The sequence below is a fragment of the Acididesulfobacillus acetoxydans genome (assembly GCF_902729405.1).
Taxonomy (GTDB): domain Bacteria; phylum Bacillota; class Desulfitobacteriia; order Desulfitobacteriales; family Desulfitobacteriaceae; genus Acididesulfobacillus; species Acididesulfobacillus acetoxydans.
This window is the reverse complement of sequence record NZ_LR746496.1, coordinates 2,493,571-2,519,311: the sequence shown is the minus strand read 5'-3', so window position 1 is coordinate 2,519,311 and position 25,741 is coordinate 2,493,571. Positions and strand designations below refer to the sequence as shown.

The following is a 25,741-nucleotide window of genomic DNA, read 5'->3' as shown; positions in this document are numbered from 1 at the left end:
GACCAGCTGAAAAAAGCCGGGGCTGTCAATTTGACAGTCCCGGTCATAAGATGAAGACAAAAATCAAAGCTCCCGCGCGCAGGCACAACGGCCGGAATTGCCCCCTGTCGCGCAAGAGCCCCTCAAACCCGGGGCGGCCTATCTTTGACCGCGAAATGGGCCTTGGCCAAAATCTGCGCCAGATATTCTTCCGGAGTGGCCGCCACTTCCCGGTACATTTTTTGGGTATAAAGGTGATGTACCTGCGGAAACTCCCGGTTAAACATTTGGCGCAGTTTAGCGCCCGAACTGTCGGCGTCCGCCAGCAGATAGGCTTCTTTGTCCTCCAGGTACGCTAGCAGTTGTTCCAAGCGTTCGTCACCCAAAGTCCCGTTGGTACAGATGATCTCTACCGGTTCATCCAACACCAGCCGCAGCTTGTCTCTATCTGTGCGTCCCTCAACTATGATGATTCTCGATGTCGTGTTCTTATCCATACTTTCAGTATAATACCACAGCTGTCATGCCTTAGCGAGCTTTCCCCCCGCTCATCTTTTCCCCACCTTTTGCTCTTCCGTCTTCCTCCCTCTTCCCCTCCTCTCAGTCCGCTCCCCCGTCTTGCTCCCTCTTCCTCGTCTCTAAGTCTCCCGTCCCGTCTTGCTCCCTCTCGGCCGCTGCTTTTTCTGCCGCCTGTTCCTCCTCTTGCTGCAGTTGGCGTTTGAGGACCTTGCCGACAATCGTTTTGGGCAGTTCTTGGCGGAATTCGACCACACGCGGAACCTTGTAAGCCGCCAGCTTACTGCGGGAGTATTGGATAATCTCCTCTGCGCTCGCTTCCTGCCCGGCTTTGAGAACGAGATAGGCTTTGACGGTTTCTCCCCGGTAAGAGTCGGCAATTCCCGTGACCGCCGCTTCCCGGACCGCCGGGTGCTGATAGAGCACCTCTTCCACTTCCCGCGGGTAGATGTTGAAACCGCCCGCAATGATGATATCCTTCTTCCGGTCGACAATGACAAAATAACCGTCTTCATTCATCTGGGCAATGTCACCCGTGTAGAACCAACCGTCTTGCAATGACATGGCCGTGACCTCAGGACGGTTCCAATACCCGATCATCACCTGCGGCCCTTTCACCGCCAGCTCGCCGGCCTGTCCCGGTGCCATCTCTTCGTGTGTGTCCGGGTCGACAATTCTGATTTCGGTGTCGGGCAAAGGCAGCCCGATCGTGCCGTTGCGGCGGAGCTCATTGAGCAGGGGATTGCAGTGAGTGACCGGAGAGCACTCGGAAAGTCCATAACCTTCCACCAATCTTCCGCCAGTCAGCCGTTCGAACGTCACCTGCACCTCCAGGGGCAAAGCGGCCGATCCGCTCAGACAAGAGCGGATCGAGGATATATTGTATTTTCGCACCTCCGGATAAGTGTTGATGGCCACATACATCGTCGGAGCGCCGGGAAAGAAAGTGGGCCGGTATTTTCTAATCGCCTCCAAGGCCATTTTGACCTCGAATTTAGGCAGAATAATCAGCTGGGAAGCCAAAGCTACGCCGACGTTCATGGCGACCGTCATGCCGTAGACGTGAAAGAAGGGCAGGGCGCACAACATTCTCTCCTGACCCGGCTTGCCGTCCATCATCCAGGCCAAAACCTGATAGGTGTTGGCCATGAGGTTCGCGTGCGTCAACATGGCTCCTTTGGGCACTCCGGTTGTTCCCCCGGTGTATTGCAATACGGCCAGATCTCCCTCCCGGACTTCCACCCTGGGAGCGCTATCCTGGCCTTGCTGCAAGAACTCCTTCCAGGAATAAACCCCCGTGGCGGCAGGATAATTCCGGCTTTTCCCTTCTTTTTTCGTTTTGTACACATAGACTAGGTTTTTGGGGAAAGGCATGTACTCCTCCAGGCCGGTGAAGATGATGCGGCGCAAGGGAGTGTCCGCCTTGATTTTCATGATGCGGGGATAGAGCAAGTCGAGAGCCACAATGGTTTCCGAGCCGGAATCCTGAAGTTGGAACTGAAGTTCGCGTTCGACATAGAGTGGATTATGCTGGACCACAACAGCCCCGATAAGTAAAGCTCCATAATAGGCAATCACGGCCTGCGGACAGTTGGGCAGCATCAGCGCGACTCTGTCCCCCTTTTTTACCCCTGAGGCGGCCAAACTCCCCGCAAAGCGGTTAACCTGGCGCCAAATTTCCGCGTAGGTCAGCTTGGCGCCGAAAAAGACGGTGGCTATCCGGTCAGGAAAATCCCTCACTGCCTTCTCGAGCAGGTGAGTCAGCGGAACCCTCGGGTAATCCAGCTGAGGTCTCACCTGAGAAGGATAAAACTTGAGCCAGGGTTTCTCTGCGTATGGGGATGGGTTCCCTTTAATGGCATCCATTGTTTTCCCCCCTTCACTTTGAACAAAGGCCATGTTGTCCGCCTTGCACTTTGGACGCAGGCCGGGTCGCCCACTCCCAGTGAGAAGAGGCCGCGATCTTCAGACTCCGCAAAGTCTCCGGTCCCGGGAGCGGCCCGTACTGAGAGGCGCGCCCTGTTTGGCCAGTCTCGGCTCCAGACATGGCTCGCTATATACTCTATGAGGAACTGCATGAATATTGTGATATCCAAGGCAAACACCTTGCCTTAAGGAACCGCCATTTCCGTTAACCGCCGGCTAACCCGCTCCGGCGGAACCTTTTTGTCCGGCGACTCCGGTGCGGTTGCCGGGCCCTGGCCAGGTTTCTTGGCCAGGCTGGGCTGCGGCAAAGTTTCTCGGCCCGAAAGGGCTCCGGTTAGACCAAGATAAAATTCCCGCTCTAACCGGACAAAAACTTTCTACCAGGCCAAAAACCCTGTCTTTCGCTTTTTTTCCCGTTTCTTCTCTGCCCACCGGGCTTAGCCGGCAGCCGGCCGAACGGTGTTTGCTCAAACGCGACCGGACAGGCTGTGGAATATGTGGTTTTCCACTGTTTACCCGCTCTCCGGTCCTTAACGGAGCGGATATTTTCCTTGCTCGACGGTCATCGCCGCAAGCTCGCGCCGCAGCCCGATCAGGTCGGCATTGGCACGGCGGGCGAGTTTTTTCACTCCGGCCAAAGCGGTGGCCTGAGCATCGCCTTTTTCCACGGCACAAATGACTTCTTTCGCCTGCTGTTCCAGGCTGTTAAAGGCGGTATAGGCCGCCAGAGTTGAGGCCTTAGCCGCAAAGAGTTTATGCTTAGCCTGAACTTCCAGACCTTCCAGCTTCATGGCCCGCAGGACCGCGCTTTCCGCCGCATAGATCTGCAGGACCATTTCCGCCAGGGCCATGAGTACAAATTGGTTGTCTTTGAGGGCATTGCCTTCTCTTTGAGCCGCCAGGCCCGCTGCCATCAGGAACAACTTTTTCCCTTTTTGTACGAGCCTCAGGACGCCGCCCAGACCTTCTTCTTGGCCGGCGGGGCTGGCGCTTAGGAGTTCTTTGCCCACCGCCTGCGCCGCCTGCAGAAGCGGCAGCTCACCGCTCATAGCCCTTTTCAGAAGCGTTCCCGGGACCAGGAGGCGGTTGATTTCGTTCGTCCCTTCAAAGATGCGGTTGATGCGAGAATCCCGGTACATCCGCTCGATGGGGTACTCCTGAATAAACCCGTAACCCCCATGGATTTGGACGCCTTCGTCCGCCACAAAATCCAAGACCTCCGAGGCCAGGACTTTGTTCAGGGAGCATTCAATTGCATATTCCTCCAAGGCTTTCCCCGCTTCTTTGCGGCAGTCCCCCGTCAAGTCCAGCCCGCGAAACCCTTCTTCCATCAGACCCGCGGTCCGGTAGACCACACTTTCCGCCACGTAAGTCTGCGCAGCCATCTCGGCCAGTTTGGCTTGAATCGCTCCGAAATACGTCAAAGGAACTCCAAACTGTTTGCGTTCGGCCGCGTAACCCAGCGCTGTCTCGAGTACCAGTTGAGCACTCCCCATGGCGGCGGCGGCCAGTTTAAAGCGGCCTACATTGAGAATGTTGAAAGCCACGACGTGCCCCCGTCCCAGTTCTCCCACTACATTCTCTGCCGGAACCGCCACATCTTCCAGAATCACCTGGCGGGTGGAGGATCCCCTGATGCCCATCTTCTTTTCTTCCAGGCCGAAAGACACTCCCGGCATATCGCGTTCGACGATAAAATTGGTCAATTTTCCGTCCACTTTGGCGTAGACAAGGAAAATGTCGGCAAAGCCGGCGTTGGTGATAAATTGTTTGGTTCCGTTGAGAATGTAATGTGTGCCTTCGGCATTAAGAACGGCCGTCGTTTTCGCTCCCAAAGCATCGGATCCGGACCCGGGCTCAGTCAAACAGTAGGCGGCGATTTTTTCCCCCGAAGCCAAGGCAGGCAGGTATTTCGCTTTTTGTTGCGAAGTTCCGAAATACACGATAGGCAGGGTACCAATTCCGGTGTGCGCCGCATACGCGACGGCAAAGGATCCCCCGCGCGGGACTTCCTCACCAACGACGACTGTCGAATACTTGTCCAGGCTCAGGCCCCCGAACTCTTCCGGGACCTCCAGGCCCAAGAGACCGAGGTCCCCCGCCTGACGCAGGAGGGATGTAATGACACCCTCTTTCTTTTCTTCCAGTTCTTCAATCCGGGGAGCAACCTCTTTTTCGACAAAGTTATGGGTCATCCGTTTCAATTGCAGGTGATCTTCATTCAACTCTTCCGGAATGAAAACCCGGTCGGGGCTGACCTCCACCAGCAGGAAACCCCCGCCCCTCAGGGCCAAATCCGTTTCTGACGCCATTGCTCTTCCTCCTCATACCAAATACCGATTTCCCGACGCTTCGCGCTCAGGGCGCAACCTATCCCACACCACAGTTTCTCGTGAAAACCCTTTGCTCCCTCATTTCCTTAAACCCTTCGCAACGTGTTTTTCCTGTTAGGGCTGTTAAGGCAGAAGTTCGTAAATCCCGGCCGCTCCCATCCCCCCGCCGATGCACATGGTGACCATGCCGTATTTCAATTTCCGGCGTTTCATCTCATGCAAGAGGGTGGCCGTCAGCTTCGCTCCGGTGCAGCCGAGCGGATGGCCTAAGGCAATCGCCCCGCCGTTGGGATTCACCTTCCCGGGATCAATGCCCAAAGTTTTGATCACCGCCAGGGACTGGGCGGCAAAGGCTTCATTGAGCTCGAACAGATCGATCTCGTCCAAACGCAGGCCCACTTGTTTAAGGACTTTGGGAATCGCCTTGATCGGGCCGATACCCATAAGTTCCGGCTCGACTCCGGCCACCGCAAAACCCCGCCAAACGGCCAGAGGGCTTAGCCCCAGCTCCCGGACTTTCCCTTCCGAGCAGAGAAGAGTCATCGCCGCCCCATCGCTCGTCTGCGAGGAATTGCCCGCGGTCACGCTCCCTCCGGCGCGGAAGACTGGGCGCAGCTTGGCCAGTCCCTCCAGACTGGTGTCCGGCCGGATTCCCTCATCCGCCCTAAACCAGCGTTCCACACCCTGACCATAGGCCGGGAGGGGCACCGGTACGATTTCCGCGTCAAAGCGTCCCTCCTTTTGGGCCGCGTAGGCTTTTTGCTGGCTGGCCAGAGCGAAGACATCCTGTTCTTCCCGGCTGATCTCATACTTAGCCGCCACATTCTCCGCGGTCAGACCCATGGACATATAGATTTCGGGATTATTTTCCATCATGTAGGGGCTGGGAGCGGCTTTGTTTCCCCCCATCGGGACGAGCGACATGCTCTCCGCCCCGCCGGCCAGTATCACCTGTGCCTCGCCCAGGCGGATACGGTCGGCGGCGATGGAAATGGCCTGCAAGCCTGAAGAACAAAAGCGGTTCACCGTCATACCCGGGACCTCGATGGGGAGTCCTGCCCGCAGAGCCATGACCCGTCCCATATTCATCCCCTGTTCCGCTTCCGGAAAGGAGCAGCCGACCACCAGGTCATCAATCTCTTCCGGCTTGAGGCCGGGCACCCGGTTCAAGACATCTTGAATCACATAAGCCCCCAGGTCGTCCGGCCGGACCTGAGCCAGCGAACCGCGGCCCGATTTGCCCACGGCCGTCCGCTTCGCTTCAATGATAAAGGCTTCTTGCATCTTTTTCCCCCCTCTTAATTGCGCAAGGGCTTGCCCTTGGTCAGCATGTACCTGATGCGCTCCTGAGTCTTGGCTTCGCCGGCCAGGCTGAGAAAAGCCTCCCGTTCCAGATCCAACAGGTATTGCTCCGTCACCGGGCTGCCCGCCGGCAGATTGCCGCCGGTCAGGACGAAGGCGAGTTTTTTTCCGATGAGGAGATCATGCTCTGAGATGTACCCGCCTTCCTTCATGCCGTAAAGCCCGAGTTCCAAGGTGGCCCTGACCCCGGGACCCGCAATCTTTACCTTAGCGGGCAGGTTCGGACGGAAGGTGCGCGCCAGATCTATGACCCGGGCCTTAGCGTCGAGGATGACGTGTTCCCCGTTCAAGCTGTAACGATCATGGTCGCGCAAGAACCCCATCTGGCGCGCTTTTTCGGCGCTGTCGGAAACCTTGGCCATGGCCACTGTCTCAAAACGCTTGGCAAAAAAGTAATCCGGGGTAACCTGAACGCCGGGCAGGACCCCTTCCAAAGCCCGGACCGCCATTTCTTTCACACCGCCGCCGCCGGGAATGAGGCCCACTCCGACCTCCACCAGGCCCAGGTAGGCTTCTGCGGCAGCTTGAATGGCATGGGTATGCAGGCAAATCTCCGTCCCTCCGCCCAGAGCCATCCCGTGCGGGGCGGCCACTACAGGTTTCTTTGCGTATTTTAAAGCCATAGTGCTGTTCTGGAATTCGCGCACCATCAGATCGAGGTCATCCCAGTTTTCATCCTCCGCTTCCAGCAGGATCAGCATGAGGTTAGCGCCGACACAGAAGTTCTTGCCCTGGTTGCCGATAACCAGGCCGAGATAATTCTTTTCCACTTCGGCTAAGGCCTTGTGAATCATGGTTACAATGTCGGCCCCGATGGAGTTGTTAGGAGAGTGAAATTCCAAGCAGGCTACCCCATCCCCCAAGTCGATGAGGCTGGCGCCGGCATTGCCGAAGATCTCCCGCCCGGCTTGATGGGCCTCCGGAAAGGAAAATGCATAAGGGCTCGGAGTTTTTTCGCGGTAGCCGCTTTCACTGTAGTAAGCCATCCCCCCGTCCCCGAGTTTCCGGTAGAAAGAGTCATAACCTTGAGCGAGGAGTTTCCGGACGAGAGCCGGAACTTGGCCCCCTTCAGCCTGGATGCGCTCCGCCGCAGCCTTGACCCCCAAAGCGTCCCAGGTTTGAAAAGGCCCCAATTCCCAATTGAAACCCCAACGCATACCGTCATCTATGGACACGATCTCATCCGCGATCTCGGGAATCAACTCGGCCGCATAAAGCAACACCGCTTTGAGAACGCCCCAGGCAAAACGAGCCCCCGGATCATCTCCGCTGACCAGCGTCCGGATTTTCTCTGACAGGGTCGCAGCCGCTTTGGCCTTTTCCAGGGCCGGGAAAACGGCCGGACGGGGGAGAGCATAAGTCATCGTCCCGGGGTCAAGGGCCTCCACCACTTTCCCCTGCGGTCCTTTACTCTTTCGGTAGAACCCCTGTTTTGTCTTGTCGCCCAGCCAGCCATTCTGTAACATGCTTTGAATAAATTCCGGCAAAACGAAATTCTCCTTTTCCGCCGGAACATTCTCGGCCACATTGTCGGCCACATGGACAAAGGTATCCAAGCCTACCATGTCCACCGTCCGGAAAGTGGCGCTCTTTGGCCGACCCAAAACAGGCCCCGTCAGGGCGTCAACTTCTTCGACCCGGAGGCCGGAACGCAGCATTTCCTGGAGCGTAACCGCCATGCCGTAGACTCCGATTCGGTTGGCGATAAAATTCGGGGTATCTTTGGCTAGGATCACTCCTTTGCCCAAAACCCGTTCTCCGAATTCCCGCATAAAAGAGAGAACTGCCGCATCTGTCTGCGGACCGGGGATGATTTCCAACAGCTTCATGTAACGGGGCGGATTGAAAAAATGCGTACCCAGGAAATAACGGCCAAAACTCTCCGGCAGCCCCGCCGACATAGCCTTCAATGAAATCCCGGAAGTGTTGGAACTGACGATAGTACCCGGACGCACCCGCTCGGCAACCTTTCTCAGCAGGTCCTGCTTAACCTCCAGCCTTTCCACGACGACTTCGATCACCCAATCCACCTCTTGCAGGCGGTCCAGATCATCGCTGAAATTTCCCACTTCGATCCGCTCGGCAAATTCCGGCACAAACAGGGGGGCCGGGTTCATCTTGACCAGTTTGTCCTTGTTTTCCTGAGCGAAGCGATTCCGCACCCGCCTGTCCGCCAGAGTTAGTCCCGCCGCTTCCTCCGCCGGGGTAAGACCGGGCGGAACAATGTCCAAAAGGATGCTGGGAATTCCGGCGTTAGCCAGGTGAGCCGCAATGGCACTACCCATGACCCCGGATCCCAATACCGCTGCTTTAAGAATCTGCAATGAACTTCCTCCTCTCAAATGATAATAGGCCCTCGCAATAATAGGTTTTAGTAATAGTAAGCTCTTGTAATAATAAGCTCTTGTAATAATAGTGATGATGTTTCAGAGCTTTACCCGAGAAATTAATACCGATTACCTCTGAGCTTGTGCAGCCCGGCAGCTGTCAAAAATAACTTTGACCGAATCCTCCTCTACGCCCTTGCGCCTTCGCCCGCATTCATCTTGCCTGATACGTCCGCTGTCCGTTGCGGATTCGCACCCCGGCCTGCACGCGGACGAGGTTCCCGTGCCAAACCGAGCGCCCCTTCAAAAAGATAAAGCATCTCTTCGGATTCACTCAACAGGCTTCTTTTCGTCCGGGCCATAATCCAATCTGTGGTCGCCTCGTCCAAAGCACCGAAAATCAGCTGCCGGGCAATTCGGACATCCACCGGAGCAAGCTCTCCCCGTTCGATCCCGCTGCGGATCACCTCCTCAATCAATCTGAAATATTCTTTGAGTGGAGCATTGATGGCAGTCCGGATCTTGAGGTCCGACTGTCTGAGTTCGAGCTGAGTCACCTTGGCCAAAGAAAGGTTTTCCTCCATGTTTCTGAAATGGGTCTCGATGATGGTCATTAAGCGGGCCCGCGTCGTCTCCCGGCCTTGAAGCAGGTTGCGGATATCCCGGATGAAATCCCCCATGCGTTCCTGAAAAAGGCGAATAAGGATATCCTCTTTGTTTTTGAAATAGAGATAGATGGTTCCGTCGGCCACTCCCGCGAGGCGGGCTATCTTAGACACCTGGCATTGGTGATAACCCACTTCCGCGAACGCTTCAACGGCCGCGTCGAGAATCCGGCGGAATTTATCCTCACGCTGCGCGGTCAAAATCATCCCTTCCTTTCATTGTTCATTGTTCATTGTTCATTGTTCATTGTTCATTGTTCATTGTTCATTGTTCATTGTTCCTCATCCTTGAGATCCTCATGAATGAATCCTCATTCATTATACCTTAACCTAATCCTTTAGTGAATGAATCGTCATTCATTTCTTGGGGATGCCTTTATTATACCATTGCCCCTAGTCGAAATAAAGGGATAATTTACAACTTACCTATGTTTTTTTTAATTACCTATCCTTTTTTTAATTTCGAAAAACGCTGCTTCAGAAAATCTAAGCCCTGAGTGAGCGCCCGCAGAAAGGCAGCATCGTTGCCCAGTGGCGCTTGCGGATCCCCCCTTGTCACTCCTTCAAATTTGGGCTAAGCTAAGGAGAGCAGTCCGCTTCCGGAAGTTACCCTTAAATTGTACGAGGAGGTTAAACGGTGGATGACCTTCCGCTCGGCTTAAATAAAACTACGACCAGGCGTGAATTTCTACTCAGTGTGGGAAGATTCACATTCCGCCATTGGCTGACTTCTTCGCTCCTGCTCGGCACCGGAGGCGCACTGGCTTGGCACCGGCACCGGGGGACGTCCTCGCCCGAGCAGCCGGAAAGCCCGCACCGGGGGACTGTAAGCGATAATTAAGGCTTAAAGGTACCGATGATCGGAGACTGAGAGCCTCTGGAAACAGGCAACTTTGGTTACCTCCGGCATCTCACACGCGCAAGGAATCTCCCTTGCAAACACGCCGTGTTTCGACTATCCTACGGAAAAGACAAACAGAAACGAGGTCGGAGTTTTAGATGTTTTTTTCTTTCCGCGATCTCTCCTTCGCGGCCGGGAGTCAGGCACCGTTCGTTCTTTCCGCGGCGCTCAAGGCAGGAGAGATCCTGGTCGTACGCGGCCCCTCGGGTGTGGGGAAATCCACCCTGCTGAGGATTTTAGCCCGCTTGCAGCCCGCCTCAGGCGGCACTGCCTACCTGGAGGAACAGCCCTGGCAGGATATTCCCTCTCCAATTTGGCGCGCCTCAGTCCATTACGTCGCGCAAAAACCGGCTCTCTTCGACGGCAGCGTGGCCGACAATTTCGCCAAGCCCTTCTCTCTCCGTACCCTGAGCGGCACTTCTCCGGATCCCGCACGCACTGGGGCCTTGATGGAAACCCTAAAGCTCCCCCCAACCCTCTGGGAGCAGGATGCCCGTACCCTTTCCGGCGGCGAGGCCTCAAGGGTCGCCTTTATCCGTGGCCTATTGATTGAACCTAAAGTTCTCCTTTTGGACGAGCCGACCGCGGCCCTGGATGAAACCTCCCGTACGGCTTTCTATGGCGTACTTGGGGACTGGCTGAAGGGAGCGGGCCGGGCCGCACTCCTGGTCTCGCACACGGACGACTACTTGGATTTACCGGGGCTAAAATTTCTCGACCTGGCGGAGAGCCGACGAAGACCCCTGCCCTAAAACATCCCGCAGTTCAAACCGGGTCGAGCTGCCGCCGCGACCCGCCGAATCTTATATTGACAAAGCTGACCAAGAGGCAGGTCTCCTTTGTCTCCGCCGAGCCTTCAGGCCGCAAGGCCTTTCACCTGACACCAAACTTTCATTTTCCTTTGAGCTTCGAAGGAATCTCCTATATCAAAATGTTTAATGACCAAGGAGTTTTGAACCGTGCAAACCTCAACCTTGCCCATCTCTTACGCCCAACTGACTTTTTCGGTCCTGCTCGTGCTGATTACGGGAGGAATTGCCTCACTTTTGAGACTGGGTCTGCTGAAAAGCCTGGTTTGGGGCACCGTTCGTACTTTTGTCCAACTCACCCTCGTGGGCTATGTCCTCACTTACCTCTTTAAGCTGAACAGTTTCTGGCCGGTTCTTCTGGTCACGCTGCTTATGTCTTTTGTGGCCGCCCGCACAGCGGTAAAACGCACACCGAATGTCCGGAACTACCCGACGCTCCTCGCTTTTGTCTCTTTGCTCGCCAGCACGTATTTGGTTGGCTCGATTGTGACCGGACTCATTATCGCCCCCACTCCCTGGTATTCCCCCCGCATCGTGATTCCCATCTTTGGCATGCTCTTAGGAAATTCCATGAACGGGATCGCCATCTCCCTCGACCGCCTCTATGCGGATGCCAGGGCCAGGGCGGCCGAGATTGAGGCTCTCCTAACCTTCGGGGCCACTCCCTGGGAAGCGATCCAGTCTTCGGTTCGCGAGGCCCTGCGCGCCGGCCTGACCCCGACCATCAACTCCCTTATGGTCGTCGGCATCGTCAGCCTTCCGGGCATGATGACCGGACAGATCCTGGGCGGGGCCGATCCTCTCCAGGCTGTCCGCTATCAAATCGTGGTCATGCTCATGATCGCGGCCGCGGTGGCCATCGGCTGTTTGCTCCTGGTAGGTTTTTCGTTTAAAAAGCTGTTTACGTCAGACGGAGCTTTGCAACCTTTCGTTGGGCAGAGCAGACAGTAAACTTTTAAGCCATGGCCACCTTATCCCGCTTGTCTCCAAATTGCTTAAGCATATGGAGTAAAAAGACGAATCGCTAAATCGTTATTTGAGAGCCCGCTCCAGGATCGCGTAGAGCCTGTTCACCATTTCGCGCGGATCGACGATCAGTCCCGCCGCGATCCTGGCATTTTCGAAAACCTGTTCCGCCGCGGTTTGAGCGAAGGGATCGTTCTGCTCGTGCAGGGCATAGAGGCGTTTGATCAGCGGGTGGTTGCGGTTGATCTCCAAAATTGCGGGACCCACTTGGTTCAAATCCCGGTTCACAAGCTGCATCATGCGCTGCATGCTATAAGTCCCGTAAGGGCTGAGCACGATGGCCGGGCTGTCCGCCAAACGCTTGGAAACGCGAACTTCCGTCACTTTGCTGCCCAAGGCCTCTTTCAGCCAAGCCGTAAGCGCGTTAAGCGCTTCTTCGCTTAAACTCTCCTCCCCCTCGGTCTTCTCTTCCTGACCCGGAAGATCGAGATCGAGTTCCGCTTGGTCGGCCGAAATCAGTTTCTTCCCTTCAAATTCACCCATAAGGCTTAAGACGTAATCCTCGATCGCCTCACGCGTGTAGATGACATCCAGACCTTTGCTCCGGAAGATTTCCAAGTAAGGACCCGCCTCGATGACCTCGCGGCTGGGGCCGTTGACATAGTAGACGGCTTTTTGTTCTTCGGCCATGTTCTGAACATAATCTGAGAGGGAAATGAATTTGCCCGCCTCCGTCTTCATGGACTCGAAGCGCATCAGCTTCACGAGTTCATTGCGGTGGCCGAAATCATTGGCCGCCCCTTCCTTAATGAAGACTCCGAACTTATCGTAAAACTCCTTGTACTTTTCCGGTTCTGACTTGGCCTGTTCGTCCAAAAACTTAAGGAAGCGACCGGTGACCGCTTTGTTAATCTTCTGGACCAAGGCGCTGTCCTGCATGGTTTCCCGCGAAATATTGAGCGGAAGTTCCTCGCTGTCAATTACGCCTTTGACAAAGCGCATCCATTCCGGCAGGATATCCTTGGACTGTTCTTGAATAAGCACCTTTTTGCAGTAGAGGTTGACCCCCGGGTCCAGGCGGCCGAAGCCCCAGTGTTCAAAGTTTTCCTTGGGCACAAATAAGAGAGATTGTAAGGAGATAGGAGCATCGGAACTGAAGTGCAGCCGAAAGAGAGGCTCGTCATAGGCATTGGCAATGTATTTATAAAACTCGTTGTATTCCTCATCCGTAATCTCGTTCTTGTTCTTGGTCCAGAGGGCCTGAACCGTGTTGACCTTTTGGCCGTTGAGGAGAACCGGATAGGGCACAAACCCCGAATACTGCTTGACGATTCTTTTCAGGGTCTCTTCCTTGGCAAAATCCCGGGCATCTTCTTTAAGGTGCAGGATAATTTTGGTGCCCCGCACCAGGTCGGGGGTGTCCTCGACCGTATAACTGCCGCTGCCGTCAGAACTCCAGAGACAGCCCTCGGCCTCGGGACGATAGGAGCGGGTGTAAAGCTCCACTTTGTCGGCCACCATAAAAGCCGAATAAAATCCCACCCCGAACTGGCCGATCAGTTTAAAATCCTGGGTTCCTTCCGCCAGGCGTTTGATAAACTCTTTGGAACCGGAATGGGCAATGGTCCCCAGATTTTCCACCAATTCCTCCCGGTTCATACCGATTCCCGGGTCGGCAACGGTTAGGGTATGGGTTTCCTCGTCCGCCGTCAGAGTAATTTCCAGGGGTAGGTCCCCATCCTTGACGTCAGCCCCAGTGAGTTGAAGGTAACGCACTTTTTCCATGGCGTCCGCGGCATTGGATATAAGCTCGCGCAGGAAAATCTCCTTGTCCGTATAGAGCGAATTGATGACAATATCCAGCAACTGCCGGATTTCCGTTTGAAATTCTTTGGTTTCGACACCGCTGCTCATGGTCAATAACCCCTCACTTCTATTTTTGATTGATGTTCAGCCTCCGCTGAACGGGTACACGGGGACGGCTCGTCCGCCGAGACTATTTTAGCCAAAATTGAACCTCCTGTAAACGGTGCCAACGCTCGCCTCCCACCCGGCCGGCGCAGGCTCGGTTCCGCCTCGGCGGACGAACCCCGACCCCCGTCTTACAAAACCTTCACGGCCTGAAGTGAACGTCGATTTCGACGATTTCCGGTCTGTTCCCCACCCGCAGGGGCGGTCCCCAGGTGCCAAAGCCCGAGGAAACGACGACACGAAAGTCTTCTCTTTCCAGCAGCCCGAAATCATCCGCAAACAGGTGCCGTGTAAGGAGCTGAATAGGAAAGAGCTGACCCTTGTGGGTGTGACCGGAAAGCTGCAGATCAACGCCCGCCCTTTCTGCTTCTTCCAAGTGGCTGGGCTGGTGATCCAGGGCGATCACCGGCAAGGAGAGGTCCAGGCCTTCCAGCAGATTCGCGAGCGGCCGGCGCCCTTGGCCTGTGAAATGCCGCGCGCTCCGATCATCCCGCCCCACGAGATAAAAACTGTCGGCTACTTTAACCGAAGCATCGCGCAGCATATGCACCCCCGCCTCCGCCATATAAGCCAAGGCCTCCCGGACATGCCCGCCCAGATACTCATGATTGCCCAGCACGGCGTAGACTCCGAAAGGAGCCTGCAAGCGGCTGAGGTTCATGCGCATGTCCTGTCGGATCACCCGCTCCACGTTTTCATCGATTACATCCCCGGCCAAAAGGATCAGGTCCGGCTTGAGAGCATTTACTCTCTCCACCAGCGCAGCCAAACGGCCGTTATTCATAATAGCGCCCAAATGAATATCAGAGACAAGGACGATGTGTAATTCCCCCAGGCTTCCGGCTTTTTTGCCGATGGTCAGGTTATAGCGGTTCACAATCGGGTGGCGGGCATTCCACAGGCCGTAGAGAACCAAGCCGAGCACAACGAGAAAGATTGCCCGCCCCAACCACGGCCCCCGTGTCAGGGCATGGGGCAAAAAGTGAAATCCCTCGTTCAGCCCCCGCATCAAATCCACTGCAGCCAATACCCAGAGAGCATAGAACATAATTCCCAGCCAATAAGAACCGATCATGCTGAAGGCGTGACTCACCGCCTCCGGCAAAATCCTTTCCCCTAAACGGCCTGCCAAGTAAGCCATGGCTATGATCCAAAAACCGATCCAATAGACCTTCTCCGGGAGCAAGAGAAAAGAGCTGAAAAAGAGCTGCCAGCCACGCAGGCCCACATAATAGCAAAGACCCGTATACAAGGCAAAACCGATGCCTACGGCAGAATATAGGACAAATCTGGTTCCTTTCAAGTGTTCCGCACACCCCCTATCCGGTAAGACCGGCCCTCTTGCCGGCTGCTCAGCTGACAAACGGGGCCAATTGACCCCTCCCCGCCTTGCGCTTTCAGGGCCGCCGTTACCTCTCTGCTAAGTCAAACCGCCACGGCCGTCTCGCCACGGGCTCCCCTCTTGCCCCAAGATTTTCGTCGACCTCCCGTGCTTCCTGCCCCCACCCCCCGGCACTTCTCATTGGCTTTCCTCCTTGGTCCGGCGGGGCAGGAAATAGATTAAGAACAAACTGGCGAAAGACAGGACCATAACCCCCCAGTAGACCGTGTGGAGAGAAATCGTCAAACCCCTCTGCAGCACTCGCAGCATTTCGGCGGACAGGGATTGCCTTTTCTGGGGATCTAAAAGGGCATTCACGACATCCAGATTGAGCGGTGCCCCTTGGCCCGCCGGAATGTGCCTGAGATAAGCGGTCATCCGATTATTCAAAACCCCGCCCAGGAGGGCAGCTCCCACAGTGTTGCCCAAAATTCCGGTGAACATGTTGGCCGCCGTAGCGGCTCCGCGCATCTCCCAAGCCACACTGCTCTGAACCGCCACGATAAAGACGGTGCGTGCCAATCCCATACCCACACCGACCAAGAAAGAACCGCCGGCGGCCCAGAACCAGCCGCGACTCGGTTGCAGAGTGACAAAAAAAACGGACCCGATGACGAGCCATAGGCCTCCGCCGAGGGCCGTCCTCCGATAGCCCAGCCGCAAAATCATGCGTCCGGCCACCGTGGCGGACAAGGTCCAGCCTATGGACATGACGGCCAGGGCAAAACCGGCGACAATGGGAGTTTTATTCATGACTCCTTGGACGAAAGTCGGCAGAAAAGTGTCGATCCCGACCAGCACGATCCCCGTCGTCAAAGAGGCCAAATTAGCCACCGTAATCAGGCGGTCGTGCCAGATTTCCAAGGGCATGACCGGCTCCGTCGCTCTTTTCTCCCTGACGACAAAAAGCAAGCTTCCCGCCGCGAAAACCGCCAAAAGCCCCAGAACAGGCGCCGATCCCCAGGGCCAGACCGTCCCGGCCTGGATCAAAACCACCATTAGGGCACTGATCGCAACAAAGATCAATCCCGATCCGAGGTAGTCGACCTTATGTGCGCGCTGGGTCACAGTTTCCCGGAAAAAGAGGATGATGCCCAGCGCGGAGAGAAGACCGACGGGAATGTTTATCCAAAAGACCCAAGACCAGCGGGCATACTGGACGAACAGCCCGCCCACGGCCGGCCCGATAATCGAGGCAAAGCCCCAGACGCCGGAAAGGTAGCCCTGGACCTGAGCCCGTTCCTCGAGATTGTAAATGTCCCCGACTATCGTTGTGGCGATCGGCTGCACCGCCCCCGCCCCCACTCCTTGGATCAAGCGGTAAAAGATAAGCTGATTCATACTGGTCGCCAGACCGCAAAGGGTGGAACCGGCGAGAAATACCACCACACCCAAGACGAAGACGGGCTTGCGGCCGTACAAGTCCGCCAGTTTGCCGTAAATAGGAATGGTAACGGTTTGCGCCAGGAGAAAGGCCGAAAAAACCCAGCTGAAGAGGGTAAAACCGCCCAAGTCCCCGACGATGCTCGGCATGGCCGTAGCCACAATCGTTCCTTCCACCGCGGCCATAAACATAGCCAGCATCACGCTGACCAGCACAAATACCCTCACCGTTTCTCTCTTAAACAACTCTCCACTCCTTTCACGGGACCTGACAACGAATCCCGCCGGCCCTGACAACGAGTCCCCCCTTAGGGCCGCTTTTTCTTTTGCCCTGGAACGGCAGGGCCCCAAGACCGCAAATCGCGCCGGGGCGGCCGGCTCCCGCTTTCCGCCTTGCTTCTCAAAGCGGTCCGGTAAAGCTGTTCTTTCTTACCCCTATTCTTATTTTACCCCTGTTCTTGGCCCGTCAGCAGTTCCCCTACAGCCCGTGCGATCCTGCTCAACCCTTCTTGCAAAGTTACGCGCGGACAGGCGATGTTCATGCGGGCAAAACCCGCCCCACCCGGCCCGAAGGTGTACCCGGCATTGAGCGCCACCCGGGCCGACTTGAGCAGAAACTCCTGCAGAGCCTCCGCTTCCAACCCTAAAGCCCGGAAATCAAGCCAAACGAGATATGTCCCCTCCGGCCGGACCACCTTGACCTGAGGCACCTTGTCGGCAAGATAGTCTGTCAAAAACCCGAGATTCTCCGCCAGGTAGAGCATGAGCTTGTCGAGCCATTCTCCCCCCTGCCGGTAGGCCGCTTCCAAAGCGGTCAGGCCGAAGACATTGGGATGATGAATGCCGTTTCGCTCCATCACCTTCCGGAAAGCCTGGCGCCGGCCGGGATCGGGAATGATGAGATTCGAAGTCTGCAGACCCGCGAGATTAAAGGTCTTACTCGGGGCCGTACAGACGACAGCCTGCTGCGCCGCTTTTTCTGACAAGGTGCCGTAAGCGACATGCTCCTTCCCGGGATAAATCAGGTCACTGTGAATCTCGTCCGCAATGACGCTTACCCCATAAGCCTGACACAGTTGGGCCAGGGCCTCCAACTCGGCCCGCTCCCACACCCGGCCCACAGGATTATGCGGACTGCAGAGAATGAGCATTTGGGCACCGGCCGCAAATTCCTTCTCCAGTCCCGTCATATCCATGACATAGCGGCCCTCCTCCCATTTCAGAGGGTTATGGACCGGCTCACAGCCATTGTTTTCTATGGCTCTCTGAAAAGGCGGATAGATCGGAGGCTGGATCACCACTTTGGCTCCCGGCCGGGCCAGAGCCCGGATCAGCCAGTTCAGGGCCGGAACCACGCCCGGACTGAACACGATCCAGTCCTTTTCGATACTCCAGCCGTGCCGCTTGGACATCCACTCCCGGACCGCTTCGTAATACCCCGCCATACTCTCGCTGTAACCGTAAATGCCGTGCTCAGCCCGGCGCGTCAAAGCGTCGATCACCGCCTGCGGCGCCAAGAAATCCATGTCAGCCACCCACATCGGCAAGACATCTTTGGCTCCAAAGGTCTCTTCGTTAAAATCCCACTTAACAGAACTCGTATGCCTGCGTTCCACCACTCGATCAAATTCCCTGTCCACCCATTTGCCCCCTTTCGCGCCCGCTTGTCGTTCACGGGCCGCCCCGCCCGCTCATTTGTCGCCGACAGGAAGAGCCCTCAGAACTTTTTCTGAGAGCTCCCTGAGCACCGCCGGCACTCTCTGAAGTGTACTCAAAAAGCACTCCCTAAACCGTGCTTGAAAAGGCTTTGCCACCCTGCCCGCGCGCTCCCCGCTTGGGGAAGCGGGCTCCTAATCCGAACTCACGCCAACTCTTCCGCAATTTTGCGGCCGAAGGCCCGACAGTCTTCTAACACAGCTTCATCCGGAACCCAGGTGATTCTCAGGCCGTCCGACAAAAGCGCAATTCCCGCCTTTTCCAGTTCACCGTTGATCAGTTTTACGGCTTCGCCGCTCCAGCCATAACTCCCGAAAGCAGCCCCTTTCTTGTTTTTGAGGCCGAGGCCTTTAATCATCTCCAAGATTCCCGCCACTGAGAAAAGCACTCCCTTATTGATGGTGGGTGAGCCGACGAGGACCGCCCGCGATTTAAATACCTCGCTCAAGATATCGTTTTTGTCGGAACGGGCCGAATTAAAAAGTTTAACCGTTATGTCACTGTTGACCTTTTGAATCCCGGCCGCGATAGCCTCGGCCATCTTCCGCGTGCTGTTCCACATCGTGTCATAAATAATGGTGATTTGGTTCTCCTGGTAATTCTGTGCCCACTCCAGATATTTGTGTACAATCTGGAGCGGATTGTCACGCCAAATAATCCCGTGGCTGGGGCAAATCATGTTGAGCGGAAGACCGAGCTTCACGACTTCGTTCACTTTATTCTCCACCAGCTTGCTGAAAGGAGTCAAAATGTTGGCGTAGTACTTCAGGGCTTCGGCGTAGAGAGCCGCTTGGTCCACCTTGTCGTTGAACATGAGCTCCGATGCAAAATGCTGTCCAAAAGCATCATTGCTGAAAAGAATGGCATCCTCTGTCAAATAGGAAAACATCGTGTCCGGCCAATGCAACATCCTCGCCTCAATAAAAACGAGTTCCTTTTTGCCTAAACTGAGGCGGTCCCCCGTCTTCACCGGGACGAAATTCCAATCTTCATGGTAGTGCCCTTTTAACTCTTTCACCGCATTGGCCGTACAGTAAATGGGCGTCTGCGGAATTTCTTTCATGAGGGCCGGCAGGGCGCCGCTGTGATCCCCTTCGACATGGTTCATGACGATATAATCGATGTCCTCTAAAGGGATTTCCTTTCTCAAGTTCCGAATGAACTCCTCCGTGAAAGGCTGCCAAACAGTATCCAGCAAGACTGTCTTCTCATCCCTGACCAGATAGGAATTGTAAGAAGATCCCCTGTGCGTGGATAGTTCCTCCCCATGGAAAGTCCTCAGTTCCCAATCAATTTTTCCGACCCAGGTCACATTATCGTTAATGCAAAATCCCATATCGATTCTCCTTTCGGTAATTCGTTTTCCGCCACAACAAAACAGGCGCCCCGCCCGGGTGCCTTTAAGACTTCGGCCTACCGTTGCCGTGAACGGGATGCCTCCGTCCATCTCGAAGGTGCCTCCAGGCAATGAGCGGATGCCTCAAGGCCATACGCGGGCCAGAATAGCGCATGACAAAACGGATTTGCTCACGCATCTGCGGGCTGTAACAATGAACAGAACAGTTGGCACAGGTCGGTTTTTCACTGCCAAAACGGCAATGCTCAATACGCCGGAAGGCATAATCCAAAAGTTTCCTGCAATCCGGGCAGAGACCGTCCCGGGTGTGATGCACCCGGCGGCAGTAAAGCCCGATCATCAGCTCGACCGTTTTCTTTTCCCTTTCCAGCCGATTTTCTTTCGCCGCCAAAGCCTTACTCCCAAAACCCTACTCTTAGTTACCCCGCTTCTGTTCAGCCAGGACTTTACTCAGCATCCGGCCGCCCTTTCCCCAGTTGTCCATTTCATTTTCCTTAATCAGAACCAAAAAGGCCTCGGGTGGGATCCCTAAGGTCGCACTGGCGACTTCCGTAAACCCGGCAATCAGCGTTTCCTTTTGGGCCTGATCCATTTTTCCTGCTTCCATCTTGATAAACGGCACAGAAAATTCCCCCTTTATCTTTAGCATTACCCAATTTCGCATCACCGAATGCTTTGCGCAGAGGCCCCCGGCTTCAGACATGGGGACGAAGCGCGGTTTCTGCTTCATAACCCCGGCCGTCGGCCCGCTGCAGTATCCTCATGTGTTCGTACGGGACACCCTGCGCTCTTCGCTTCCCACTCAAGTCCTTAATAGCGAGCTACCCAGGATTCCGTAGTGCTACCCGGCGCACCCGGTTGCCGACATATTCGCCCCTGGGTATTTCAGCCTTAACAATAGCCACGGGGTAGTTGACCGGCACGGCCGAATCTCTGCCTCGGGAAGGAAGGGAGCGGGGTTCAAGGAGATTATAGCACGGACAGGCCCGTATTGCATCTTTTTACCACCGGATTTCCTCATACTTCCTGGCGCATTTTTTTCCTATTCGGCAGGAGGTTGTCCCTTTGTGTCGAATACAAATACATAACACCTGGGCCCTTATTCAAAGTTGTCTCTTCATTGTCTCTTCGCTGGTTTACCTGTTCGGGACTTGACTGTATCATGTTATCTTTTGCACACTCCGCTCTGGTTTAAAAATCAGCCGGTGTGGGTTAAAAATTTTTCTAGATTTGGGAGGAATCCGATGCATTTACCAAAAAAAACGTTCTCTGCACAGACCCTTTCCGCAAAAAACTTTTTAGCGAAAAACGTTTGCGCAAAAACCCTTCCCTTGAAAAAGACAGCTTTGCTGTTCTGTTCCGCCCTGCTAACGCTCTCTCCGGCAGCGGCCAACGCCGCCACTTTACAACAACAGTTGCACAATTATCAGGCCCAGGTCAATCAATACAACGGGCAGCTCTCCGCCCAGAAACAGCAGGAAACCACCGCCACCCACAAACTGTTGGCCCTGCGGCAATCCGTCCAGTCTTTGCGAACCAGTATTGACCGCTACCAAAAGGATTTAGCGCAACGGCAGCAAGCGCTCACTGAGCTGACTGCTCAGGAGGCCCAACTTGAAAACGAACGCAACCGGCGGGCCGCCGAGCTGGCGGGCTTCGTCCGTGACCAATATGAGGCGGGCCCGGCCACCTACCTCAACGTGCTCTTCCAAGCGACCAGTTTGTCTGATTTCTTAGATCGCTGGCAGACCGTCCAGGGCATCGTTCATGGCTACGACGCCCTGCAGCAGCAGGTTCAAGCTTTGACTCAAGCCGTCGACCAGAAGAAAGCCGCGGTCCAGCAAGAGGCTTCCTCTCTCCGCAACGAACTTGCTGCCAAACAACAGACCCAATCTTCCTTGCAAGCCGCTGTAGCTCAACAACAAAGCGTGCTGGACCAGCTCTCCGCCAAGGAAAAAACCACGGTGGCTGCGGCTGCGGATGCTCAAACACACGCCGACAACGTCCAGCGCCTGATTCGGGAACAGGAACTGGAGGCGGCCCTGGCTGCCGCCGGGCGCGCGGCGGGGATCAACCCCACCTCCGGTACGGGAACGTCCGCCCCGGTTAAGATGTCCGGCAACGTGCAAAGCCTGCTCGGTTATGCCGCCCAGTACCTGGGAACACCCTACGTCTGGGGAGGAACCAGTCCTCATCCCGGCTTTGATTGTTCGGGTTTCGTCCAGTATGTCTACGCACATTTTGGTGTTCCACTCTACCGAACTTCGGAATCCCAGTTTACTGAAGGTGAACCGGTCGCACTTTCCAACCTGCAACCGGGAGATTTGGTTTTCTACCGTACCTATGCTCCGGATGCTTCTCACGTCGGCATCTACGTCGGCAACCACACCATGATTGACTCCGCCGCTTATGGCGTCGCTTATGATGACATGAACAATTCCTACTGGACCGCGCGCTATCTGGGAGCCAGGCGAGTCATCACCAAATAGGGAAGCCGCCCGCCGGGCCCCGTTTAGGGATCAGGTCAAAAGACGTCAAAAGACGAGGGGATACCACCCTCGCCTTTTCATGTGGCCGCTGTCCATCAACAGGCATGCGGTGCAGACCTAATCTCCGATAACCTTTGTCACGCTCCGGCGGTACCGCCTTTACTTGCCGACCTCCCCGCCACGCCCGCGCTTGCTTAGGGCGTTGAGGTAAGCCTTTGCGCTTGCCTCCAGAATATCTGTGCTAATCCCTTTGCCGACAACCAAGCTGCCGTCGGGGTAACGAAGTTTGACCGTAGCATCGCCCAAAGCCTCGCTCCCCCGGGTGACGGACTTGAGTGTATAGTCCTCCAAAACGGCCGGGACACCTACTATCCGGTCAATGGCGCTGAAGAGGGCATTGACCGGTCCGTTGGCGACGGCCGCGTCGGTTTGAACCTCCCCTGCGAGGTCCAAGGTCACCGTAGCTGTGGCCGTATCGACACCCGACGTGGCAATCGACATGTGCTGCAGAAGAATCCCTTGTGGACCCGCGCCGGCATCACCCATCAAAGCATACAAATCCTGGTCAAAGACTTCTTTTTTCCGATCCGCCAACTCTAAAAAACTGTGGTAAACAGAGTCCAATTCCTCCCCGGCTACGTCATAGCCCAACTCCTGCAGCCTGTGCTGCAGGGCATGCCGCCCCGAACGCGCACTTAAACTGATGGTGTTTTCCGGAACCCCAATCGTTTCCGGCCGGATGATTTCGTAAGTTTCCCTGTCTTTCAGTACCCCGTCCTGATGAATGCCTGAGGCGTGCATAAAGGCATTGGCACCCACAATCGCTTTGTGGTCCGGTACCGGCACCCCGGTGATGCGGGAGACCAAGCGGCTGGTCGCCGCAATCTCTTTCGGACGGATACCGCTTTGGATGCCATACTCGTCACGCCGGGTATAGATGGCCATAATGACTTCCTCCAGAGAAGTATTCCCGGCCCTCTCTCCGATCCCGTTGATCGTGCCTTCGACTTGGCCGGCTCCGGCTATAATGCCCGCCAGGGAATTGGCCGTGGCCATACCTAAATCGTTATGGCAGTGGACACTGATCGTCACCTGATCGATATCTTTTACATTTTCCTTGACAAAAGAGATAAGCTTGCCATATTCCCAGGGATTGGCATAGCCAACCGTGTCCGGGATATTCACGACAGTGGCACCGGCCTGGATGGCCGCCTCCAGAACATGCACCAGGAAATTCGGGTCAGCCCGGAAACCGTCCTCGGCATAAAATTCGACATCGTCCACGAACTTCTTGGCATATTTCACTGCCGCAGCCGTTCGTTCAACCACCTGCTCCGGTGTGAGCATCAACTTCTTGGCCATGTGCACTGGGGAGACCCCTATGCCGGTATGGATCCGGGGGTGTTCCGCCGCGCGCAGCGCCTGCGCGCACAGGTCGATATCCTGTTCCACGGCCCGCGTCAGACCGCAGATGGCCACTCCTTTCATCTGCCGGGCAATTGTGGCGACAGATTCGAAATCCCCGGGCGAGGAAGCCGGAAACCCGGCCTCTATGATGTCGATACCCAGGAGAACCAGTTGCCGGGCGATCTCCAACTTCTCCTCAACATTTAAGGTGATCCCCAAAGACTGTTCCCCATCCCTTAAAGTCGTGTCAAAAACCCGGAGCCTACGCATCTGCCATTCCTCCTCAACTTATACTTTTTCCCGGCACAACAAAACCCCCCGTCTCTCACTTGAGACGAAGGGCTATTTCGCGGTACCACTCAATTAAACGGCTAAGCCGTTCCCTCTGCAGATACGGGATCGCTCCGAGTCCTACCTGTGCCGGGCGGCCGTCAAACGGCACCGCCTAGTACCCTGCTCCCCGGTAAGTCAATCACCCAAACCCGGTTCGCGTCCGATATCCCCTTCCTTCTAACGGCGGAAGCTCCGTCTGAGCCTACTGGCACCCAGTGACGACATTCCGGCGGAGTTACGGTCACCCGCAAAATCCCGATCCGCAATCGCCCTGACGCGTTGGGTCAGCTACTCAAGGGAGAGTTCTACTTCCACGCCACCACTGCCTTGCACCATCCGCCAGCTCTCTGCCGTGGCTGAAGAGGTGTACTGGTCCCTCTCATCGTCTTTCTCTTCTATTCAGTTCGGTTCATCCAGTCGGTTTGGTCGGTCGTGTCAGTTCGGTTGGTTCTACGGGTTCGGTTGGTTCTACGGGTTCGGTTCGTCTTGCCTTTTATTCTGGCATTGACCAAAGGCTTTTGTCAAGTAGTAAACGCAGCCTTAAAAAATCTTTTCCCGATTTCACTTCGCTGAGGTGGGCAAAGTCACGCTGTCGCCTGTGAGAAAACTGTGTCTTTCCCGTGATTTTTTCAAGAAGAGGATCTGCGCGGGAGGTGCGTCGTCTGCGGACCCGCCGCAGCAAGGTCTTTTGCCTTGACGGGACACACCCGGCTTTGAACAACCCAGACGGTACCTGGGGACAGGTGTGTGAATTGAGAATGAATGAGTCTTATGGTATCTTTTTCATGTGCCGCTTAATCCACTTTTTCTTGTCTGACCCGCTTAGGAGCACAAGCCGTAAATTGAGTTTAGTATACTGAACACGCGCCGTCCATCAAGTTTGGCGCTGCAGGCACTGAATTAAAAACGATTCGGAGAACAAAAACGATGAATGTGGCATTCTTTCTTATTCCGAAAAAAGATGTGGTTTTCCTTAAATATCATTCTACCATGCGTCAAGCCCTCGAACGCATGGAATACCACAGTTATTCCGCCGTGCCCGTGATTGACGCGGAAGGACGCTATACGGGAACCCTTACTGAAGGGGACCTCCTCTGGAAAATGAAAAACACACCCGGCCTTTCTTTTGCCGACACGGAACATATCCCGCTGGCCGATATCCCTCAACACACTGTGAATACTCCCGTGCTCATCGACGCCCAAATGGAAGACTTGATCGCCCGCGCGGCTTCCCAGAATTTCGTACCCGTCGTGGACGACAAAGGGATTTTCATTGGCATCGTGAGGCGGCGTGAGCTGATCGAGTTCTGCGCCAAGACTTTTTCCAACCCATCCGGGGAACTTTAACCAAAAGGCTTGGCCCCCTGCCCCTGGTGTCAGCCCGGTTCCGGACTGGTTTCAGCCGTGGAAGAAATTCAGCGGAAGGGAAAGCTCAAAAACGCAGAAGAAGCCCATGCCGGGCGGTTGCCGGTCGCTTTGTGCCGGAACCCCCGCTTCCCCTCTGACATATTATGGATTAAGTTGAGAACCATTGAGAGAGGGTGAAATTCGGTGGGCTTCTACACCGGCAGACCGTATCGAACACAGGGGCCGCCTTCTTACGGAACCCCATCCCGGCAGCCTGTTTCCTGTCAGGCCCAGCCGCCCTGCCCCCGTCCTTCCCTCTCCGGTTTTCTCTGGCTGGTGCAATTTTACTGGCTTTTTTGGCTGGCTCTCTCCTTCCTGGTCTCTTTTGCTTTGAGCAATGCCTTTTGGGGGGGACTTTAGGATGACCTCCTTGCCCAGCTCTTATTTCGGCCTTTTCTACCCCTACAACATCTTCATCGCCATCGTCCTCGTCATTCTCTTTCGTATCCTCATTTGGCTGTATTTTCCGCCCAAGGAACCTACCCAAAGTTAAGTTCCCGCCGTAACCCGGGG

General features: G+C 55.5%; 19 protein-coding genes. 5 read left to right on the top strand and 14 right to left on the bottom strand.

The annotated features are described in order from the left end of the window. Positions 1-122: 122 nt before the first annotated feature. The 6 genes from MNU25_RS11145 to MNU25_RS11120 form a co-directional block, all read right to left on the bottom strand. On the bottom strand, positions 123-476 hold the full coding sequence (locus tag MNU25_RS11145; protein ID WP_240985135.1) for a toprim domain-containing protein: 354 nt from the start codon (positions 474-476) through the stop codon (positions 123-125). Positions 477-579: 103 nt separating this feature from the next. Next, entirely contained in the window at positions 580-2,361 is a 1,782-nt protein-coding gene (locus MNU25_RS11140) for a long-chain-fatty-acid--CoA ligase (protein ID WP_240985134.1), read from the bottom strand. A gap of 590 nt (positions 2,362-2,951) precedes the next feature. Beyond that, a complete protein-coding gene (locus MNU25_RS11135) occupies positions 2,952-4,733 on the bottom strand; it encodes an acyl-CoA dehydrogenase family protein (RefSeq protein ID WP_240985133.1) in 1,782 nt (593 codons plus the stop codon). Positions 4,734-4,877: 144 nt separating this feature from the next. After that, positions 4,878-6,038: an acetyl-CoA C-acyltransferase gene (locus tag MNU25_RS11130; RefSeq protein WP_240985132.1), complete on the bottom strand. Its 1,161-nt coding sequence runs from the start codon at positions 6,036-6,038 to the stop codon at positions 4,878-4,880. Positions 6,039-6,052: 14 nt separating this feature from the next. Next, a complete protein-coding gene (locus MNU25_RS11125; protein ID WP_240985131.1) occupies positions 6,053-8,440 on the bottom strand; it encodes a 3-hydroxyacyl-CoA dehydrogenase/enoyl-CoA hydratase family protein in 2,388 nt (795 codons plus the stop codon). Positions 8,441-8,631: 191 nt separating this feature from the next. Beyond that, positions 8,632-9,309 (bottom strand): TetR/AcrR family transcriptional regulator, encoded by a 678-nt coding sequence (locus MNU25_RS11120; RefSeq protein ID WP_240985130.1) that lies wholly within the window; start codon positions 9,307-9,309, stop codon positions 8,632-8,634. Between the two features lie 798 nt (positions 9,310-10,107). Between MNU25_RS11120 and MNU25_RS11115 the strand changes: the two genes are divergently transcribed. After that, positions 10,108-10,761, top strand: a complete 654-nt coding sequence (locus tag MNU25_RS11115; protein WP_240985129.1) for an ABC transporter ATP-binding protein — start codon at positions 10,108-10,110, stop codon at positions 10,759-10,761. Positions 10,762-10,968: 207 nt separating this feature from the next. After that, a complete protein-coding gene (locus tag MNU25_RS11110) occupies positions 10,969-11,769 on the top strand; it encodes an ABC transporter permease (RefSeq protein WP_240985128.1) in 801 nt (266 codons plus the stop codon). 81 nt (positions 11,770-11,850) lie between these two features. Here the strand turns inward: MNU25_RS11110 and htpG are convergent, their stop codons facing one another. The 7 genes from htpG to dmpI all read right to left on the bottom strand — a co-directional run bounded on the left by htpG (position 11,851) and on the right by dmpI (position 20,214). After that, positions 11,851-13,698 (bottom strand): molecular chaperone HtpG, encoded by a 1,848-nt coding sequence (htpG, locus tag MNU25_RS11105; protein ID WP_240985127.1) that lies wholly within the window; start codon positions 13,696-13,698, stop codon positions 11,851-11,853. Positions 13,699-13,897: 199 nt separating this feature from the next. Then, the gene (locus tag MNU25_RS11100) at positions 13,898-15,058 is read right to left on the bottom strand and encodes a metallophosphoesterase (protein WP_240985126.1); all 1,161 of its coding nucleotides are present in this window, start codon (positions 15,056-15,058) and stop codon (positions 13,898-13,900) included. 216 nt (positions 15,059-15,274) lie between these two features. Then, positions 15,275-16,765 carry an MDR family MFS transporter gene (locus MNU25_RS11095; protein ID WP_240985125.1) on the bottom strand — a complete coding sequence of 497 codons (1,491 nt, stop codon included), beginning with the start codon at positions 16,763-16,765 and terminating at the stop codon, positions 15,275-15,277. A gap of 200 nt (positions 16,766-16,965) precedes the next feature. Next, positions 16,966-18,159: a MalY/PatB family protein gene (locus tag MNU25_RS11090; RefSeq protein ID WP_240985124.1), complete on the bottom strand. Its 1,194-nt coding sequence runs from the start codon at positions 18,157-18,159 to the stop codon at positions 16,966-16,968. Positions 18,160-18,380: 221 nt separating this feature from the next. Continuing rightward, entirely contained in the window at positions 18,381-19,571 is a 1,191-nt protein-coding gene (locus MNU25_RS11085) for an anaerobic nitric oxide reductase flavorubredoxin (protein WP_240985123.1), read from the bottom strand. A 64-nt stretch (positions 19,572-19,635) separates the two neighbouring features. Continuing rightward, positions 19,636-19,983 carry a nitrous oxide-stimulated promoter family protein gene (locus MNU25_RS11080; RefSeq protein WP_261486635.1) on the bottom strand — a complete coding sequence of 116 codons (348 nt, stop codon included), beginning with the start codon at positions 19,981-19,983 and terminating at the stop codon, positions 19,636-19,638. 24 nt (positions 19,984-20,007) lie between these two features. Then, on the bottom strand, positions 20,008-20,214 hold the full coding sequence (gene dmpI, locus MNU25_RS11075; RefSeq protein WP_240985122.1) for a 4-oxalocrotonate tautomerase DmpI: 207 nt from the start codon (positions 20,212-20,214) through the stop codon (positions 20,008-20,010). Positions 20,215-20,836: 622 nt separating this feature from the next. On the opposite strand from dmpI, the gene MNU25_RS11070 reads away from it, so the two are divergent. Then, a complete protein-coding gene (locus MNU25_RS11070) occupies positions 20,837-22,081 on the top strand; it encodes a C40 family peptidase (protein WP_240985121.1) in 1,245 nt (414 codons plus the stop codon). Positions 22,082-22,240: 159 nt separating this feature from the next. Here MNU25_RS11070 and MNU25_RS11065 read toward each other — a convergent pair whose 3' ends face one another. Further along, positions 22,241-23,758, bottom strand: a complete 1,518-nt coding sequence (locus MNU25_RS11065; RefSeq protein ID WP_240985120.1) for a 2-isopropylmalate synthase — start codon at positions 23,756-23,758, stop codon at positions 22,241-22,243. Positions 23,759-24,748: 990 nt separating this feature from the next. Here MNU25_RS11065 and MNU25_RS11060 point away from each other — a divergent pair. Further along, complete coding sequence (locus MNU25_RS11060; RefSeq protein ID WP_240985119.1) at positions 24,749-25,168, top strand: CBS domain-containing protein; 420 nt, start codon at positions 24,749-24,751, stop codon at positions 25,166-25,168. Positions 25,169-25,589: 421 nt separating this feature from the next. Then, entirely contained in the window at positions 25,590-25,721 is a 132-nt protein-coding gene (locus MNU25_RS20125) for a hypothetical protein (protein ID WP_261486632.1), read from the top strand. Positions 25,722-25,741 lie beyond the last annotated feature (20 nt).

Excerpts from the sequence above, each read along its gene's own strand:
- MNU25_RS11145 (WP_240985135.1), bottom strand. The coding sequence starts at position 476 with ATGGATAAGAACACGACATCGAGAATCATCATAGTTGAGGGACGCACA.
- MNU25_RS11140 (WP_240985134.1), bottom strand. The coding sequence starts at position 2,361 with ATGGATGCCATTAAAGGGAACCCATCCCCATACGCAGAGAAACCCTGG.
- MNU25_RS11135 (WP_240985133.1), bottom strand. The coding sequence starts at position 4,733 with ATGGCGTCAGAAACGGATTTGGCCCTGAGGGGCGGGGGTTTCCTGCTG.
- MNU25_RS11130 (WP_240985132.1), bottom strand. The coding sequence starts at position 6,038 with ATGCAAGAAGCCTTTATCATTGAAGCGAAGCGGACGGCCGTGGGCAAA.
- MNU25_RS11115 (WP_240985129.1), top strand. The coding sequence starts at position 10,108 with ATGTTTTTTTCTTTCCGCGATCTCTCCTTCGCGGCCGGGAGTCAGGCA.
- htpG (WP_240985127.1), bottom strand. The coding sequence starts at position 13,698 with ATGAGCAGCGGTGTCGAAACCAAAGAATTTCAAACGGAAATCCGGCAG.
- MNU25_RS11085 (WP_240985123.1), bottom strand. The coding sequence starts at position 19,571 with ATGGGATTTTGCATTAACGATAATGTGACCTGGGTCGGAAAAATTGAT.
- MNU25_RS11070 (WP_240985121.1), top strand. The coding sequence starts at position 20,837 with ATGCATTTACCAAAAAAAACGTTCTCTGCACAGACCCTTTCCGCAAAA.
- MNU25_RS11065 (WP_240985120.1), bottom strand. The coding sequence starts at position 23,758 with ATGCGTAGGCTCCGGGTTTTTGACACGACTTTAAGGGATGGGGAACAG.
- MNU25_RS11060 (WP_240985119.1), top strand. The coding sequence starts at position 24,749 with ATGAATGTGGCATTCTTTCTTATTCCGAAAAAAGATGTGGTTTTCCTT.
- MNU25_RS20125 (WP_261486632.1), top strand. The coding sequence starts at position 25,590 with ATGACCTCCTTGCCCAGCTCTTATTTCGGCCTTTTCTACCCCTACAAC.